This window comes from Pseudarthrobacter sp. O4 (assembly GCF_050157025.1).
GTDB lineage: Bacteria > Actinomycetota > Actinomycetes > Actinomycetales > Micrococcaceae > Arthrobacter.
Genome location: NZ_CP189591.1, coordinates 3,412,087 through 3,425,987, shown reverse-complemented (window position 1 = coordinate 3,425,987; position 13,901 = coordinate 3,412,087). Strand labels below are relative to the sequence as shown.

The window sequence follows — 13,901 nt, the reverse complement described above, 5'->3', positions numbered from 1 at the left end:
GCCGGGTGTGCTTAGACGTCCAGATGGGTCGGGGCGAACATCTGGAGCAGGGTTTCGACGACGACGACGTTCGGGCCGTCCGCGGCGAAGCCCGCCTTCAGCGCGTCCCCCACATCCTCCGGCGCCACCCGGACGGCGGGGACGCCGAAGGCCTCGGCCAGTTTGACGAAGTCGGGGCGGGCGAGTTCGGTGGCGGTCGCCTTGCCGAAGGCTCCCACCATGTATTCGCGCAGGATGCCGTAGCCGCCGTCGTCCACGATCAGCCAGGTGACCGGAACATTGTGCTGCTTGGCCGTGGCCAGTTCGGAAATCGAGTACATCGCGGAGCCGTCGCCGGAGACGGCCAGCACCCGGGCCGAACCGCCGGGCCTTCCGGTGGTTTCCAGGCCGACGGCACCGCCGATGGCTGCGGGGAATCCGAAGCCCAGCCCGCCGGCGCCTTGCGCTGAGTGGAACTGGCCCTCGCGGGCGTCCCAGCAGCTCCAGGCCCAGTAGGCGGAAATCGTCATGTCCCAGAACGTCTGCATGGCCGCGGGAACGGCCTCGCGGATATCCGCCATGAACGTCAGTTCCTTGGCCAGATCCTGGGATTCGAGGCGGGCCTTGACCTTGGCCAGGGCTTCTTTGACCAGGGCCTCTGGAGGGGTGCCGTTCCAGTCGGCGCGCTGGCCGTGCGTCCCGGTCAGGGCGGCATCCAGGGCGGAGTCGAGGGCGGCGAGCGCCTGGCCGGCGTCTGCACGGATGCCGAGGCCCGGACGGTTGGACTCAAGGACACGGGGTTCGGCGTCGATCTGAATGATCCGGCCGCGGGGCTCGAAGGTGAAGTAGTTCGAGGTGACTTCGCCGAGCGAGGAGCCGATGACGATCAGCACATCGGCGTCCTCGAGCAGCTCCGTCATGTACTGGTCCTCGATCCAGGACTGGAGCGAGAGCTCGTGGTTCCACGGGAACGCCCCGTTGCCGCCGGGGGTGCTGATGACCGGGGCGCGCAGCTTCTCCGCGATGGAGAGCAGCGCTTTCTCGGCCCGGCCGCGGCGCGTGCCGCCGCCGGCGATGATCGCCGGACGTTCCGCCGTCGAGAGCCATTTCACGGCTTCGCGGACCAGTTCCACGCGGGGCGGGTTGTCCGCCGCTTCGGCGAGGGCATCCTCCACGGGTGGCACCATGATGGGGTCCAGCAGGACGTTTTGCGGGATTTCCAGCCACACGGGGCCCTGCGGTGAGGAAATGGCCTCGGTCCAGGCGTCCTGGATGGCCGAGGGGATGCCCGAGGCGTGCTGGATCAGCCGCTGGCTCTTGGTGACGTTCGCGGCCGAGGCCTTCTGGTCATCGAGCTGGTGCAGCATGCCCTTCCGGCGCGCGCCGAGTCCCTCGAGCGGGATCTGGCTCGCGATGACCACCATCGGCACACCCGTGGCGTAGGCCTCCTGCAGCCCGGCCAGGGACGTCAGGGCGCCCGGACCGGTGGAGAGGAAGAGGACGCCGACCTCGCCGGTGGCGCGGGAGTAGCCGTCCGCGGCGAAAGCCGAATTGTTTTCCACCCGGGAGGAGACGAAGTGCAGGTTCCCGCGGCCCATCGCGTCGAAGAGTCCCAGCGCGTGCTGGCCCGGGATGCCGAAGACGGTTTTTGCACCAAGGGCCTCAAGGGTTTCGACGACGAGGTCCCCGCCGTTGCGCACGCCGCTCACTGGGTGGCCACCGGGGCGGCAAAGCCGGCCGGACGGCGGGATTCCTGGCCCAGGGCCTGGGCCGCGTAGCCGCTGGCCGCGCCGTGCCTGTCCCCCGGCACGGCGCGGTCCGCCATCAGCGTGACGAGTTCATAGGCAACGTGGCTGGCAGCGACGCCGGTGATGTCCGCGTGGTCGTACGCGGGGGCTACCTCGACGACGTCGGCGCCCACGAGGTTCATGCCGCGGAAGCCGCGGATGATTTCCAGCAGCTCGCGGCTCGTGATGCCGCCGGCTTCCGGCGTTCCGGTGCCCGGTGCATGCGCCGGGTCCAGGACGTCGATGTCCACCGAGATGTAGAGGGGGCGGTTGCCGATCCGGTCGCGGACCTTGGCGACTGTTTCCAGCACGCCCTGGTAGTAGACGTCGGCGGAGGTGACGATGCCGAAGCCGAAGCGGTGGTCGTCGTCGAGGTCCTTCTTGCCGTAGAGCGGGCCGCGCGTGCCGATGTGGCTGATCGCCTCGGTGTCCAGGATGCCTTCCTCGACGGCGCGGCGGAAGGGCGTGCCGTGGGTGTATTCGGCGCCGAAGTAGGTGTCCCACGTGTCCAGGTGCGCGTCGAAGTGGAGCATGGCGACAGGCGCGCCGGCGCGTTCCGCGGCGGCACGCAGCAGGGGCAGCGCGATCGTGTGGTCCCCGCCGAGGGTCAGCAGCTTGCTGCCGGAGGCCGTCAGGTCCAGCGCGTTCTGCTGGATGGTCTCGATGGCGTCATTGATGTTGAAGGGGTTGACGGCCATGTCCCCGGCGTCGGCCACCTGGATGTTCTCGAAGGGGCTGACGTCCCACGCCGGGTTGTACGGGCGCAGCAGGCGGCTGGCTTCGCGGATGTGGTTGGACCCGAAGCGCGCCCCGGGGCGGTAGGAGACGCCGGAGTCGAAGGGAACGCCGACCACCGTGACGTCGGCCCTGGCCACCTGGTCCAGCCGCGGCAGGCGCGCATAGGTGGCGGCTCCCGCGTAACGGGGGATGCGGGATGAATCGATGGGGCCAAGGTTGCCATTGGCCTCGATGCGCAGCTCTTCCAAAAGAAGCCTCTCCTTCGAGGATTGACCGACGGGTGTGACAGCCATCATACACTTGAAGTTTCGCAATGCGCATCATTTGTTTACAAGAAACGGCCAGTGCGGGTGGTTCCCGGCGTTCCAGCCCATTTGCTTTCCCAAGCAGCGGGCCAACGCCCTGCAGAACCGCGAAAATCCGGCGTGCAGAGGCAGGCCAGGTGCGGTGCCGCCGCGGGCAACTGGGAAGGAGTGCGGCCAGAGTCCAGCGAGAATTCCCAGGATGCTTTCCCACATGGGCGGCCGGCCCCGTTTCCCCGGCACGGCTTCGGATATCAACTGGCAACATGGAGCCCATCAACTATCTGGTCCAGCTGGGCGGCGTTGCGCGGACCGCGCAATTATTGGCCGCCGGCTTTTCCCGGACGGATATCGCGCATCTGGCCAACAAGGCAGTGAAGCAGCCCCGGCGCGGCATCTTCATGCTTCCGGACTGCCGCCCCGATCTCGCGGCTGCGATCCGACACAACGCCCGCATTACGTGCGCCAGCGCGGCCGGGCACTACGGCCTGTGGCTCCGGGAACCGCCAGGGCAACACCATCTCGCCTGCAACCACGGCCACGGAACCGGCTTCATCCGTCACCGGACGGTCAGATTCGAAGGCCATCCTTCGCTGCCGCTGGCCGCGATCGAGGACGTGGTGCTGCATGCCATGTCCTGCCTGGCACCGCCCGCGTCGACGGCGCTCGCAACCTCGGCGATACGCCTGTACGGCGTGCCCCTGGAGTTACTGAAGGACCAGCTGGCCGGCGACCGGTCCGGCCCGGCCCTGAAGGCGCTGAATCAGCTCGATCTGCGGGCTGAGTCGATCGTGGAGGTCGACGCCCAATACGTCTTCAACGCCAACGGCATCGGCTTCGAGACCCAGGTCCAGCTTCCAGGAATTGGCCGGGTGGACTTCCTGATCGAGGGTTACCTGATCGTTGAGGTGGATGGCTTCGCGTTCCACTCCAGCCGTGAGGCCCTGCGCCGGGACCTGGGCAGGAACAATGCCTCGACACTGAGTGGTTTTGCCGTCCTCCGGTACATGCCCGAGCACATCTGGTTTGAGCCGGAGCGTGTCGTCGCCGAGATACGAGCCGCGCTGAGCCGGCGGCCAGGGGTTGCGGGCTAGCCCCGCGCGACGCTCCCGCCCAGTTGCTTCGTCGCCCACGGCTCGCAGCCCGCGGATTTCCGGGGTTCGCCGAGCCTCAGCGGCCGCCCGGGGCCCAGTAACCGGGCAGGAACGCAGCCCGAGGAGCGGAACTTAGGAGTACTTGAGGCTGAGCAACAGCCGCTTCAGCTGGCGGTACTGCTCGGTGGCCATCCAGGCCCTCGCGGAGTCAATCGAGGCGAAGGCAGGAGTGCCGAAGACGACGCGGGTCTCCATGATCCCGTGCGGCAGGTTGACCTGGGATGATCCGGAATTCTCCGGGGAGGGCTCAAAGTCGCGGCTCCGCCGGATGCCCATGTGGAACTCCGGGTGGCCGGCAAAGGAGTCAAAGGCGAAACCGAAGTCGAGCTGCTCGTCGGCGGTGTCCATGAGCCCCGGCACCGGGGCGGCATCCAGCACGGTGCGGAGCACGGGCCCGGACGCGCCGCCGCCGTAGGCTCCGCTGGTGATCACGAGCAGTTCGTTGCCGGTCTGGTCCGCCAGGACGGCCTGGACCGGGTCCACGCCGTCGGGCGCATCGGCCTCGGGGTCTGATTTCACCACCCGGACCGTCCAATCCTTGGGGTAGGCAAAGGACAGGTGCCCGTCCGGGAAGGTAAACGACGCCAGTCCGGCCGCAGCATCCGGACTGCCAGTCTCCGTCGGCTTGGCTGCCGAGGGGGCGGCCGACGCCGGGGCAGACGCCGTCGGGGCGGCCGGCTGTTTCGGGGAGGAGGTTGCAGCCGCGGCGCTGGACGCATCGGCCGGTGCGGTGGTCTGCCCGGCGGTTGTCTGCCCCGAATTCTGGCCTGAATTCTGCCCGGCGGCCTGCCCTGAGTTCTGCCCGGTGGCGGCGCCGCACGAGCTGAGGCCGATTGCCCCGGCAAGTGCCACCGACACGAAGACGATCTTGCGCTTGTTCATTTGGATCCCCCAGTGGTCTGAAAAGGTGGGCTGAAGACAGGCGGGCCGGGGCCGGACAGCTGGCTGGGCTGGCTCGCGGCGGGGCACTAGCGGCTCGCGGCGGGGACCAGCACCCAGAGCACTTCGACGGCGTCGTCCGTGGGGTTCACCCAGGTGTGCGGCTCCCTGCCGGGGAACGTCACGGTGTCTCCGGCATGGAGCTCAAACTCCTCGTTGGTGAGGATCAGCCGGATCCGGCCCTTGATCACATGCAGCACGTCAACGTCGCAGTCCACGGCGTACAGTTCGGATTCGCCGCGGCCGCGCGGCTCGATCACGGCCTGGATGATCTGGACGCGGCGCTCGGAGCGGGCAGTGAGCAGCCGCTCCACGATCCCCTCGCCGCCGAGGGAGATCCTTGGTCCCTCATTCTGCTTGGTGAGGTGCGTTTCCGGGGCGGCAAAGAGATCGCCGATCGAGATGGAGAGCACCTGGCACAGCGTGACGAGGGAGGCGACGGAGGGCGAGGTCAGGTCCCGCTCCACCCGGCTGAGGAACCCCTTGGTCAGGCCGGTGGCATCCGCAACCTGCTCGATGGTGAGCCGCTGCGACTGCCTCGCGGCACGGATCCGGGAACCGATAGCAACAGGAACATTGCTCGGTTCTACTGGTAGAGCCTTCATTATGGAACCTTTCACGGCCGGCCGCTCGGCCCCATCATTGGAGCCATACTAGCGGGCGAGAGGTCCTGTGACGCGGGAAGCGGCACCGGCACGCACTGCGTCTTGACTGTTACCGGGATCACAACCTACTCTTGTGGCAACAAGTGTTGTCTATTGGGCAATCACCCCAGGGAATCACCTGGCAATCACCGAAACAATTCAATGCGAGTCAAGGTAGTGCGACTCAAGGTAGTGCGACTCCATGCACCGTGAGCCCCAGAGGGATCTCCCACATCATCCGTTAAGAAGCAGCGGAATCACCGTTCGTGCTCGTGCGCTGCGGCGGGTTCGGCCCTGCTCCGCACAGCTCCAAGGAGCCCCTTTATGGACGCAACTTATCTCAACATCGCCATTGTGGTGGTGTACCTGGTCGCCATGCTGGCGTTCGGGTGGTGGGGTAAATCCCGCACCAAGAACAATAGCGACTTCCTGGTCGCCGGCCGCCGTCTCGGGCCGTTCCTCTACACCGGAACCATGGCCGCCGTCGTGCTCGGCGGCGCGTCCACCGTCGGCGGCGTCGGCCTCGGTTACAAGTTCGGCATCTCCGGTATGTGGCTCGTGGTCGCGATCGGATCCGGCGTCCTGCTGCTGAGCCTGCTCTTCGCCGGCACCATCCAGAAGCTGAAGATCTACACGGTCTCCCAGATGCTGACCCTTCGCTATGGCAGCCGGGCCACCCAGACCTCGGGCATCGTGATGCTGGCGTACACGCTGATGCTGTGCGCCACGTCCACCGGTGCGTACGCCACCATCTTCGTGGTGCTCTTCGGCTGGGACCGCGCGCTCGCGATCGCCGTCGGCGGCGCCATCGTGCTGGTCTACTCGACCATCGGCGGCATGTGGTCCATCACCCTGGCGGACCAGGTCCAGTTCGTCATCAAAACCATCGGCATCTTCCTGCTGATGCTGCCCTTCACACTCAACGCCGCCGGCGGCTTCGAGGGGATCCGGGCCCGCGTCGACGCCAGCTTCTTCCAGATCGACGGCATCGGGATCCAGACCATCATCACCTACTTCGTGGTCTACACCCTGGGCCTGCTGATCGGCCAGGACATCTGGCAGCGCGTCTTCACCGCCAAGACCCCCACCGTCGCCCGCTGGGGTGGCGCCACCGCCGGCGTCTACTGCATCCTCTACGGTGCTGCCGGTGCCTTGATCGGCCTCGGCGCCCGGGTTGCCCTGCCGGACATCGACGTCGCCAAGCTCGGCAAGGATGTTGTCTACGCCGAGGTCGCCACCAACCTCCTGCCGGTCGGCATCGGCGGGCTCGTGCTCGCCGCAGCCGTCGCGGCAATGATGTCCACGGCCTCCGGCGCCCTGATCGCCGCAGCCACGGTGGCCCGCGCCGACGTCCTGCCGTTCGTCGCCAGCTGGTTCGGCAAGGACATCAACACCGACGACACCGACAACCCGGAGCACGACATCAAGGCCAACCGCATGTGGGTCCTGGGCCTGGGGATCGTGCCGATCGTCATCGCCATCATCACCAAAGACGTCGTCGCTGCCCTCACCATCGCCTACGACATCCTCGTCGGTGGCCTCCTCGTCGCCATCCTGGGCGGCCTGATCTGGAAGCGCGGCACCGGTGTGGCCGCCGCGGCCTCCATGGCGGTGGGCTCGGTGATCACGCTCGGCACCATGATCGTCCTGGAGATCAACGCCGAGGTTCCGCTGGACGGCATCTACGCCAACGAGCCGATCTACTACGGCCTCGTGGCCTCCGCAGCCGTGTACATCGCGGTGTCGTTGCTCACCAAGCCGACGGATCCCGCGGTCATGGCGAACTGGCGCCGGCGGGTCGCCGGCGGTGCCGTCGAGGAAGAACAGCGCCCGGCCCTGACCCATTAGGGTCCTGACGGCGAGTTAAAGGTCGACGGCGGCGCCCCCTTCTGGGGGCGCCGCCGTCGACCTTTATGGAACTTAGAAGCGGGTGGGAGAATCACTCATTTTCCTCAGGCTCAAGGAATTCTTCCCCTTCCAGGGGCACTACCGGCTTCTCGTCGCCCAGGAAGTCCTCCGCGTCCAAGGGAACGAGCCGATCGGCCTCTTCGAGCAGCTCCTCTTCCTCGGTCTCCACAGCATCACTCACGGGCGCATCCTCGGCGTAGTCATAAGCGGGATCGGACTCGAGGGACTCCCGGGCTGGCTGGATGGGATGTGATCCGGTGTCGGACATGGTGCAACCTCCGTGTGCCTGGGGTGGCGGCAGTGGCTCCGGGGAACCCGCCCTGAGTTTCATTCGAACACCGGGAACCCGGCCGGTCAAGGGTCCGCGCGCAGCCGGAAAGACCCGGGACTGATACGCACTCCGGCGGCAGGGGATTTACGGTTTGCCTAAACTTTCCACTGAGGATTGCCAGCCGGAAATGCGCGGAAAGACGGGGTAGGCTGGGTACGCAATGGGGCCGGACCATGCCCCGTCAAGCCCAGGAGATTCCGTGTCTCAGCACGCCACATCTGACCCGCTCAACCCTGACCCCCACCATCCTGAATCCGCCGCTGGCGGGACCAGCCGAGCCGCCCAGGCGCCGGCATCCTCGCCTGGCGCTGCAGACATCAAGAGGTGGCGGCAGTACCTCGCCGACGAGCGGGCCGAAGCCGCCGTCTACCGTGACCTGGCGCAGAACCGCAGCGGCGAGGAACGCGAGATCCTGCTCGCCCTGGCCGAGGCCGAGGGACGCCATGAAGCACACTGGCTCCAACTGCTGGGCGAGAAGGCCGGCCGGTCCCGGCCGGCGTCCGTCCGCAGCCAGATCCTGGGATTCCTGGCGCGCCACTTCGGTTCGGTGTTTGTCCTGGCCCTGGCCCAGCGCGCCGAAAGCCGCTCACCGTATGCCGCCGACCCGTCCGCCACGCCGGCCATGGTCGCCGACGAACAGATCCACGAGGAGGTGGTCCGCGGACTCGCCACCCGGGGCCGCAACCGCCTCGCCGGCACCTTCCGGGCGGCCGTCTTCGGGGCCAACGACGGACTGGTCAGCAACCTCTCCCTCGTCATGGGCATGGCCGCCTCCGGGGTGGGAAGCTCGGTGGTTCTCCTCAGCGGCGTCGCCGGGCTGCTGGCCGGTGCACTGTCGATGGGCGCCGGCGAGTTCATCTCTGTGCGGTCCCAGCGGGAGCTGCTGGCCGCGACCCGCCCCACCCAGATCACCCTGGCCGCGGCACCCGCCCTGGACATCGAGCACAATGAACTCCTGCTCGTGTACCTGGCCCGCGGCATGTCCCGGGACGCCGCCGAGCACCGCGTGGCCGAGCGGATGGGCCTGCTGGACTGCGACTGCGATCCCAGCCTCTCGCTGCGGCCCGAACTGCCCGAGAGCCAGGACCAGCACGAGGCTGTCGGCACCGCCTGGGGCGCGGCGGCGTCGAGCTTCTGCTTCTTCGCTTCCGGCGCGATCGTGCCGATCATCCCCTTCCTCCTGGGCATGACCGGGATCGCCGCCCTCGTGGTCTCCGCCGTCCTGGTGGGCCTGGCGCTCCTGCTCACCGGCGGCATCGTCGGGCTGCTGTCCGGCACGTCCCCGACATCCCGCGGGTTCAGGCAGCTCGCCATCGGCATGGGCGCCGCCGGCGTGACCTACCTGCTGGGGCTGGCGTTCGGCGCCGTGGTCGCTTAGTGGACGGTCCGGAGTTCCGGGACCGGACACCGCGGCACAGCCGCTCCCGAACCGCCGGGCGGGTTTTCCGCAACCTCGCCGCTGCCGCAGTCATTGCCGGCGCCGCCTTCCTGGCCGCCGGCTTTGTGTATGGCGATCCCCGCTTCGTGGGGCTGTTCGAGGTCAGCCGCGGCGCGGGGCTGAACGGACGGACTGCGGCCCCGGACACAGGACAATCAGGGCAACCCGGCCAGCCGGGCACCGGACAACCAGGACAACCCGGGCAGCAGCCGGGCGTTCCCGCCGAGGGCACGCGGAACGACGCTCCCCCACCGGGGTTGGAGGAACAGGACGAGCCGCTCGGGCGGCCAAGGACACCGGCCGTCGCGAGCGATTCCTATGAATTCCTGGCCACGAATGAGGATGGCACGCCGGTGGGCTATTCGCCGTGCCGCCCGCTGCACTACGTGGTCAACGCCGGACTCGAACCGGAAGGGGCGGAGCGCCTCGTCGAGGACGCGATCGGGACGGTGTCCCGGGCGACCGGCATCAAATTCATCAACGACGGCCCCACGGCCGAGGCCCCCTCCCAGTCGCGGGCGCCGTATCAGAAGGACGTCTACGGCGCGCGGTGGGCCCCGCTGCTGATCGCCTGGACCACCCCGGAACAGGCGCCGCAACTCAAGGGTCCCGTCATCGGCACGGGAGGCAGTACCCATTTCAGCTTCGGCGACGGCCCCAAGAGCTTCGTCACCGGCAGCCTCGAACTCGACGCCCCGCAGATCACCGAGGACCTGCGCCGGCCGGCCGGTGCTGCCTATGCCACCGCCGTGATCCTGCATGAACTGGGCCATGTCATGGGGCTGGAACATGTGGATGACCCGGCGCAGCTCATGTACCCGGAGATCGGCACCCCTGATGGCCTGGCCGACGGCGACCTGAACGGCTTGCACGAGCTGGGCCGTGCCCAGTGCCGCAAGGATTTGTAGCCCGTTCCCCGTCCCCTGCGGTTAAGGCGCAGGCGTCAGTGACCGGCGGCGCCGTCATTCATCCAGAGCGGCGCTACGGCGCCGTCATTCGTCCGGCGCGGCGGCCGGCGCCGTCATTCGTCCAGAGCGGCGCTACGCGTCGAGGACCGCGAGCGCTTCCTGCACGGTGTCCACCAGGAAGATCCTGCTTTCCATCCGCCGGCCAGCGGCCAGGCTCTGCAACAGTGGCCATGCCGGGTAGCGGCGCAGCCAGTGCTCCTGGCCCACGAGCACCATAGGGGTGATGGTCTCGGGGGCGCCGTAGTAATTCTCACAGGCGTCCTGGAAGATCTCCTGCACCGTACCGCCGGAGCCTGGCAGGAAGATGATGCCGCCATGGCACAGCTCCAACAGGATGGCCTCGCGGATGGAGTTGGCGAAATATTTTGCGATGTGGGTGGCGAAGAAGTTGGGTGGCTCGTGCCCGTGGAACCAGGTGGGGATGCCCAGGGACGGCGTGCCGTCCGGATGGCGTTCGACGACGGCGGCCGCCGCGCGCGCCCACGCCGATACCGACGGGCGGAAGCCGGGGACGGCGGCAAGCCCCTGCAGAACCTGCCGGAAGTGCTGGTCCGGCATCTCGTTGAGGTACGCGCCCAGATTCGCGCCCTCCATGGTCCCGGGGCCGCCGCCGGTGGCAACCACCCTTCCGTTCCGCGCCAACAGCCGCCCCAGCAGCGCGGCCTCCTCGAAGACCGCAGACCCGCGACGCGCGGCATGGCCACCCATAACGCCCACCACGGTGCGTCCGAGGAACGGTTCCGAGCGGGTCAGCTCGTCGAGGGCGTCGCCGATTGAGTGGTCATGCAGGGAGGCGGCCAGGGTGGCGTCCAGCCGATGGCGCTGGCCGGGCCGGATGCTCCACTGGTACACCTTCGCGTCCAGGGTGTCCTCGTAGCGTGAATCAGAGATGCCTGCATACAGCTCCTGCGGGGTGTACAACTGGCCGCGGTAGGGGTTGAACGGCACGGCCTGGAGCCGGGGGAAAATGAGGGCGCCGCGGCCGCGCAGCGAATCCTCCACGCCGGCGTCGAAGGTGCAGCCGAGGAAGACCGCGCCTTGGACCTCCAGTGCCTCTAGCTGTGCCCGGCGGCCCCGCAGGTCCAGGGACTGGACATGCCAACCGTGCATGCTGCGCGCCCCCGCGGCGACCAGCCGGTCGAAACCCGCAAGGCTCTCGACCTCCAACGTGCGGGGGCTGGGGTGAAGGCTGCGGGCGGCGCTCATGGAGCCAGCCTAGACGGCGGCGGCTTAGGCTCCGCCCCGGCATGCGCAGACGCCCGGCAGGCGCTGGGCCGCCGGTAAATCGAAGGTGCCCCCGCCGGAAAACCGGCGGAGGCACCCCCTGTCTGGTCCAGACCTCGGTCAGGAGACTTGGAGGCCACCGTTGATGTCATAGGTGGCGGCGGTGATGTAACCGGAGTCCTCGCCGAGCAGGAAGGAGATCAAGGCCGCTACTTCCTCGCGGGTGCCGACCCGGCCCATCATGATGCCCTCGGACATCTGGGCCTTGCGCTCATCGGTGAGGGTTCCACCCATGATGTCGGTGTCGATCGGGCCGGGGGCAATCGCATTGACCGTGATCCCGAACTCGCCGACTTCGCGGGCCAAGGCGCGGGTGAATCCGAGGATTCCGGCCTTGGTCGCGCTGTAGGCAACCTTCGAGAACGTGCCGCCGCCGCGCTGGGCGGAAATGGACGAGATGCTCACAATCCGTCCGAGCTTGCGCTCGATCATGCCCTTGAGGACCCGCTGGGAAACGATGAAGGTTCCGCGCATGTTGATGGCGAACACCTTGTCCCACTCCGCCACGGTAGTTTCCATGAACGTCGTCGGCGAGCTGATCCCGGCGAGGTTGGCGAGGGCAACGATCGGCGGGAGTGAGGCTTCGATCTCGGTGATCGCGCGATCAACGGACGCCTCGTCGGACACGTCGGCTCCGACGCCGATGGCCTTGACGGCACGGTTGGAGCCGATCTCCGCGGCGGCAGCCTTGGCGTCCTCCGCGTTGATGTCAAGGATGGCGATGGACCATCCCTCGCTGGCCATACGGTCAGCGGCGGCGCGGCCGATGCCGCGAACCGACGCGGCGCCGGTCAGGACAACTGTGCGTTCGGAGGGGAAGGTGCTGGAAGTCATGAGTTTTTCCTTCAGGGAATTCGCGATTAGGAGATTTTGGCGGGGGCAGTGGAGTCAGGGGTCTCTGCGGCAGTCGCGGCAACGGCGGGATCCAGCGCGGCGTCGCCTTCGGGGCGTTTGCGGGCGTAGAGGTAGGTTGCCACCGCGGTGATGCACAGGCAGAGGGACAGGAACAGCAGGCCGCTCTGGTTGCTGCCCGTGGCGTCGTTCAGGAGTCCGACTGCGTACGGGGCAACGAACCCGCCCAGGTTGCCCAGTGAGTTGATCAGGGCCAAACCGGCGGCAGCAGCCGCCCCCGTCAGTGCAGCAGAGGGCATGGAAAGGAACGGTGCGATGGCGCCGTAGATACCCATGGCCGAGGCCGTCAGCCCGATCATGGCCAGAATCGGGTTGACGGGCAGCAGGTATCCTGCGGCCAGCAGGCCCATACCGGCCAGCACCATGCTGACGGCGGTGTGCCAGGCACGCTTGCCGGTCCGGTCTGCGCGCTTGCTCCAGAAGTACACAAACACGGCGGCCACGGTGTACGGGACGCAGACGATGAAGCCGATCTGGGCCGTGGAGAACTTGCCAAGGGCGGCGACGATGGTGGGCATCCACAGGCCCAGTCCATAGATGCCGCAGACCAGTCCGAAGTAGAGGGCAGAGTAGATCAGGGTGCGCTTGTCCTTCAGGCCGGCCAGGAAGTTGTGGTTGCCGGAGCTGGACTTGACGGCCAGTTCTTTGTCCATGGTGCTGGCAAGCCATTCGCGCTCGTCCGGGTTGAGCCATTTGGCGTCCCGCGGGCGGTCGGTCATAAGGATGGGAGTGAGCAAGCCCAGGAGGATGGCCGGAATGCCTTCGATGATGTACAGCCACTGCCAGCCCTGAAGACCCATGACGCCGTCCATCTGCAGGAGCAACCCGGAGACCGGAGCGCCAAGGGCATTGGACACCGGCTGGGCCAGAATGAAGATGCCGAGCACCGACACACGCTGTGCGGCGGGGAACCAGAGCGTCAGGTAGAAAAGGATGGCCGGGAAGAATCCAGCCTCTGCCGCACCCAGCAGGAAACGGATGATGTAGTAGGTGGTTTCACCGTTCACCAGGCACATGGCCGTGGCGAAGATGCCCCACGTAATGAGGATCCGGGCCAGCCACTTGCGTGCGCCGAACCGGTACATGCCGGCGTTGCTCGGGACCTCGAGGAGCGCGTAGCCGAGGAAAAAGATGCCGGCACCCAGTCCGTAGGCGGCGGCGTTCAGGCCGATGTCCTCGCTCATGGTGAGTTTGGCGAAGCCGACGTTGTTGCGGTCAAGGTAGGCAACGAAGTAGAGCAGGACGATCAGCGGCATAACGCGGCGGCGGACCTTGCGGAGCGTACGCTCGCCAAGCTCGCCGAGTCCTGCGGACTTTAAGGAGAGTGAAGTCATCTTCGACCTTCTGTCTAACGGAAGCCGGCCACCTGCGATTGTGGCGGGAATCCGTGGGGATATTTGGGAGGCCCAGTCCAACTGCAACTGGGTCCGATACGGTTTGAGTCAGATGTCAGACATCTGACTGAAGAACACGAGGAAAAGCATAGAAGAGTGATGCGGATTACGTCAAGCCCTGGC

General features: G+C 67.3%; 12 protein-coding genes. 4 read left to right on the top strand and 8 right to left on the bottom strand.

What is annotated here, in order from left to right; all coding sequences use genetic code 11:
• Positions 1 to 11 precede the first annotated feature (11 nt).
• Both ACQCSU_RS15990 and speB read right to left on the bottom strand, forming a co-directional pair.
• A complete protein-coding gene (locus tag ACQCSU_RS15990) occupies positions 12 to 1,688 on the bottom strand; it encodes a thiamine pyrophosphate-binding protein (protein WP_426976250.1) in 1,677 nt (558 codons plus the stop codon).
• Positions 1,685 to 2,752 (bottom strand): agmatinase, encoded by a 1,068-nt coding sequence (gene speB, locus ACQCSU_RS15985; RefSeq protein WP_426976249.1) that lies wholly within the window; start codon positions 2,750 to 2,752, stop codon positions 1,685 to 1,687. The genes ACQCSU_RS15990 and speB overlap by 4 nt, the downstream gene beginning before the upstream one ends.
• 320 nt (positions 2,753 to 3,072) lie before the next feature.
• On the opposite strand from speB, the gene ACQCSU_RS15980 reads away from it, so the two are divergent.
• Complete coding sequence (locus ACQCSU_RS15980) at positions 3,073 to 3,900, top strand: DUF559 domain-containing protein (RefSeq protein WP_426976248.1); 828 nt, start codon at positions 3,073 to 3,075, stop codon at positions 3,898 to 3,900.
• A 132-nt stretch (positions 3,901 to 4,032) separates the two neighbouring features.
• Here the strand turns inward: ACQCSU_RS15980 and ACQCSU_RS15975 are convergent, their stop codons facing one another.
• Positions 4,033 to 4,842 carry a hypothetical protein gene (locus ACQCSU_RS15975; RefSeq protein WP_426976247.1) on the bottom strand — a complete coding sequence of 270 codons (810 nt, stop codon included), beginning with the start codon at positions 4,840 to 4,842 and terminating at the stop codon, positions 4,033 to 4,035.
• Between the two features lie 86 nt (positions 4,843 to 4,928).
• Entirely contained in the window at positions 4,929 to 5,504 is a 576-nt protein-coding gene (locus tag ACQCSU_RS15970; RefSeq protein ID WP_426976246.1) for a helix-turn-helix domain-containing protein, read from the bottom strand.
• Between the two features lie 363 nt (positions 5,505 to 5,867).
• Between ACQCSU_RS15970 and ACQCSU_RS15965 the strand changes: the two genes are divergently transcribed.
• Positions 5,868 to 7,391 (top strand): sodium:solute symporter, encoded by a 1,524-nt coding sequence (locus ACQCSU_RS15965; protein WP_426976245.1) that lies wholly within the window; start codon positions 5,868 to 5,870, stop codon positions 7,389 to 7,391.
• A 91-nt stretch (positions 7,392 to 7,482) separates the two neighbouring features.
• Here ACQCSU_RS15965 and ACQCSU_RS15960 read toward each other — a convergent pair whose 3' ends face one another.
• Positions 7,483 to 7,719: a hypothetical protein gene (locus ACQCSU_RS15960; RefSeq protein WP_426976244.1), complete on the bottom strand. Its 237-nt coding sequence runs from the start codon at positions 7,717 to 7,719 to the stop codon at positions 7,483 to 7,485.
• A gap of 262 nt (positions 7,720 to 7,981) precedes the next feature.
• On the opposite strand from ACQCSU_RS15960, the gene ACQCSU_RS15955 reads away from it, so the two are divergent.
• Both ACQCSU_RS15955 and ACQCSU_RS15950 read left to right on the top strand, forming a co-directional pair.
• Positions 7,982 to 9,160, top strand: coding sequence for a VIT1/CCC1 transporter family protein (locus ACQCSU_RS15955; protein ID WP_426976243.1), 1,179 nt, complete (start codon positions 7,982 to 7,984; stop codon positions 9,158 to 9,160).
• Positions 9,160 to 10,128 (top strand): matrixin family metalloprotease, encoded by a 969-nt coding sequence (locus ACQCSU_RS15950; protein ID WP_426976242.1) that lies wholly within the window; start codon positions 9,160 to 9,162, stop codon positions 10,126 to 10,128. Before ACQCSU_RS15955 ends, ACQCSU_RS15950 begins: the two co-directional genes overlap by 1 nt.
• Positions 10,129 to 10,260: 132 nt before the next feature.
• Here the strand turns inward: ACQCSU_RS15950 and ACQCSU_RS15945 are convergent, their stop codons facing one another.
• From ACQCSU_RS15945 to ACQCSU_RS15935, 3 genes are all read right to left on the bottom strand, one after another.
• Complete coding sequence (locus ACQCSU_RS15945; protein ID WP_426976241.1) at positions 10,261 to 11,394, bottom strand: LOG family protein; 1,134 nt, start codon at positions 11,392 to 11,394, stop codon at positions 10,261 to 10,263.
• Between the two features lie 138 nt (positions 11,395 to 11,532).
• Positions 11,533 to 12,306: an SDR family NAD(P)-dependent oxidoreductase gene (locus ACQCSU_RS15940; RefSeq protein WP_426976240.1), complete on the bottom strand. Its 774-nt coding sequence runs from the start codon at positions 12,304 to 12,306 to the stop codon at positions 11,533 to 11,535.
• Positions 12,307 to 12,332: 26 nt separating this feature from the next.
• Positions 12,333 to 13,718 carry an MFS transporter gene (locus ACQCSU_RS15935; RefSeq protein ID WP_426976239.1) on the bottom strand — a complete coding sequence of 462 codons (1,386 nt, stop codon included), beginning with the start codon at positions 13,716 to 13,718 and terminating at the stop codon, positions 12,333 to 12,335.
• Positions 13,719 to 13,901 lie beyond the last annotated feature (183 nt).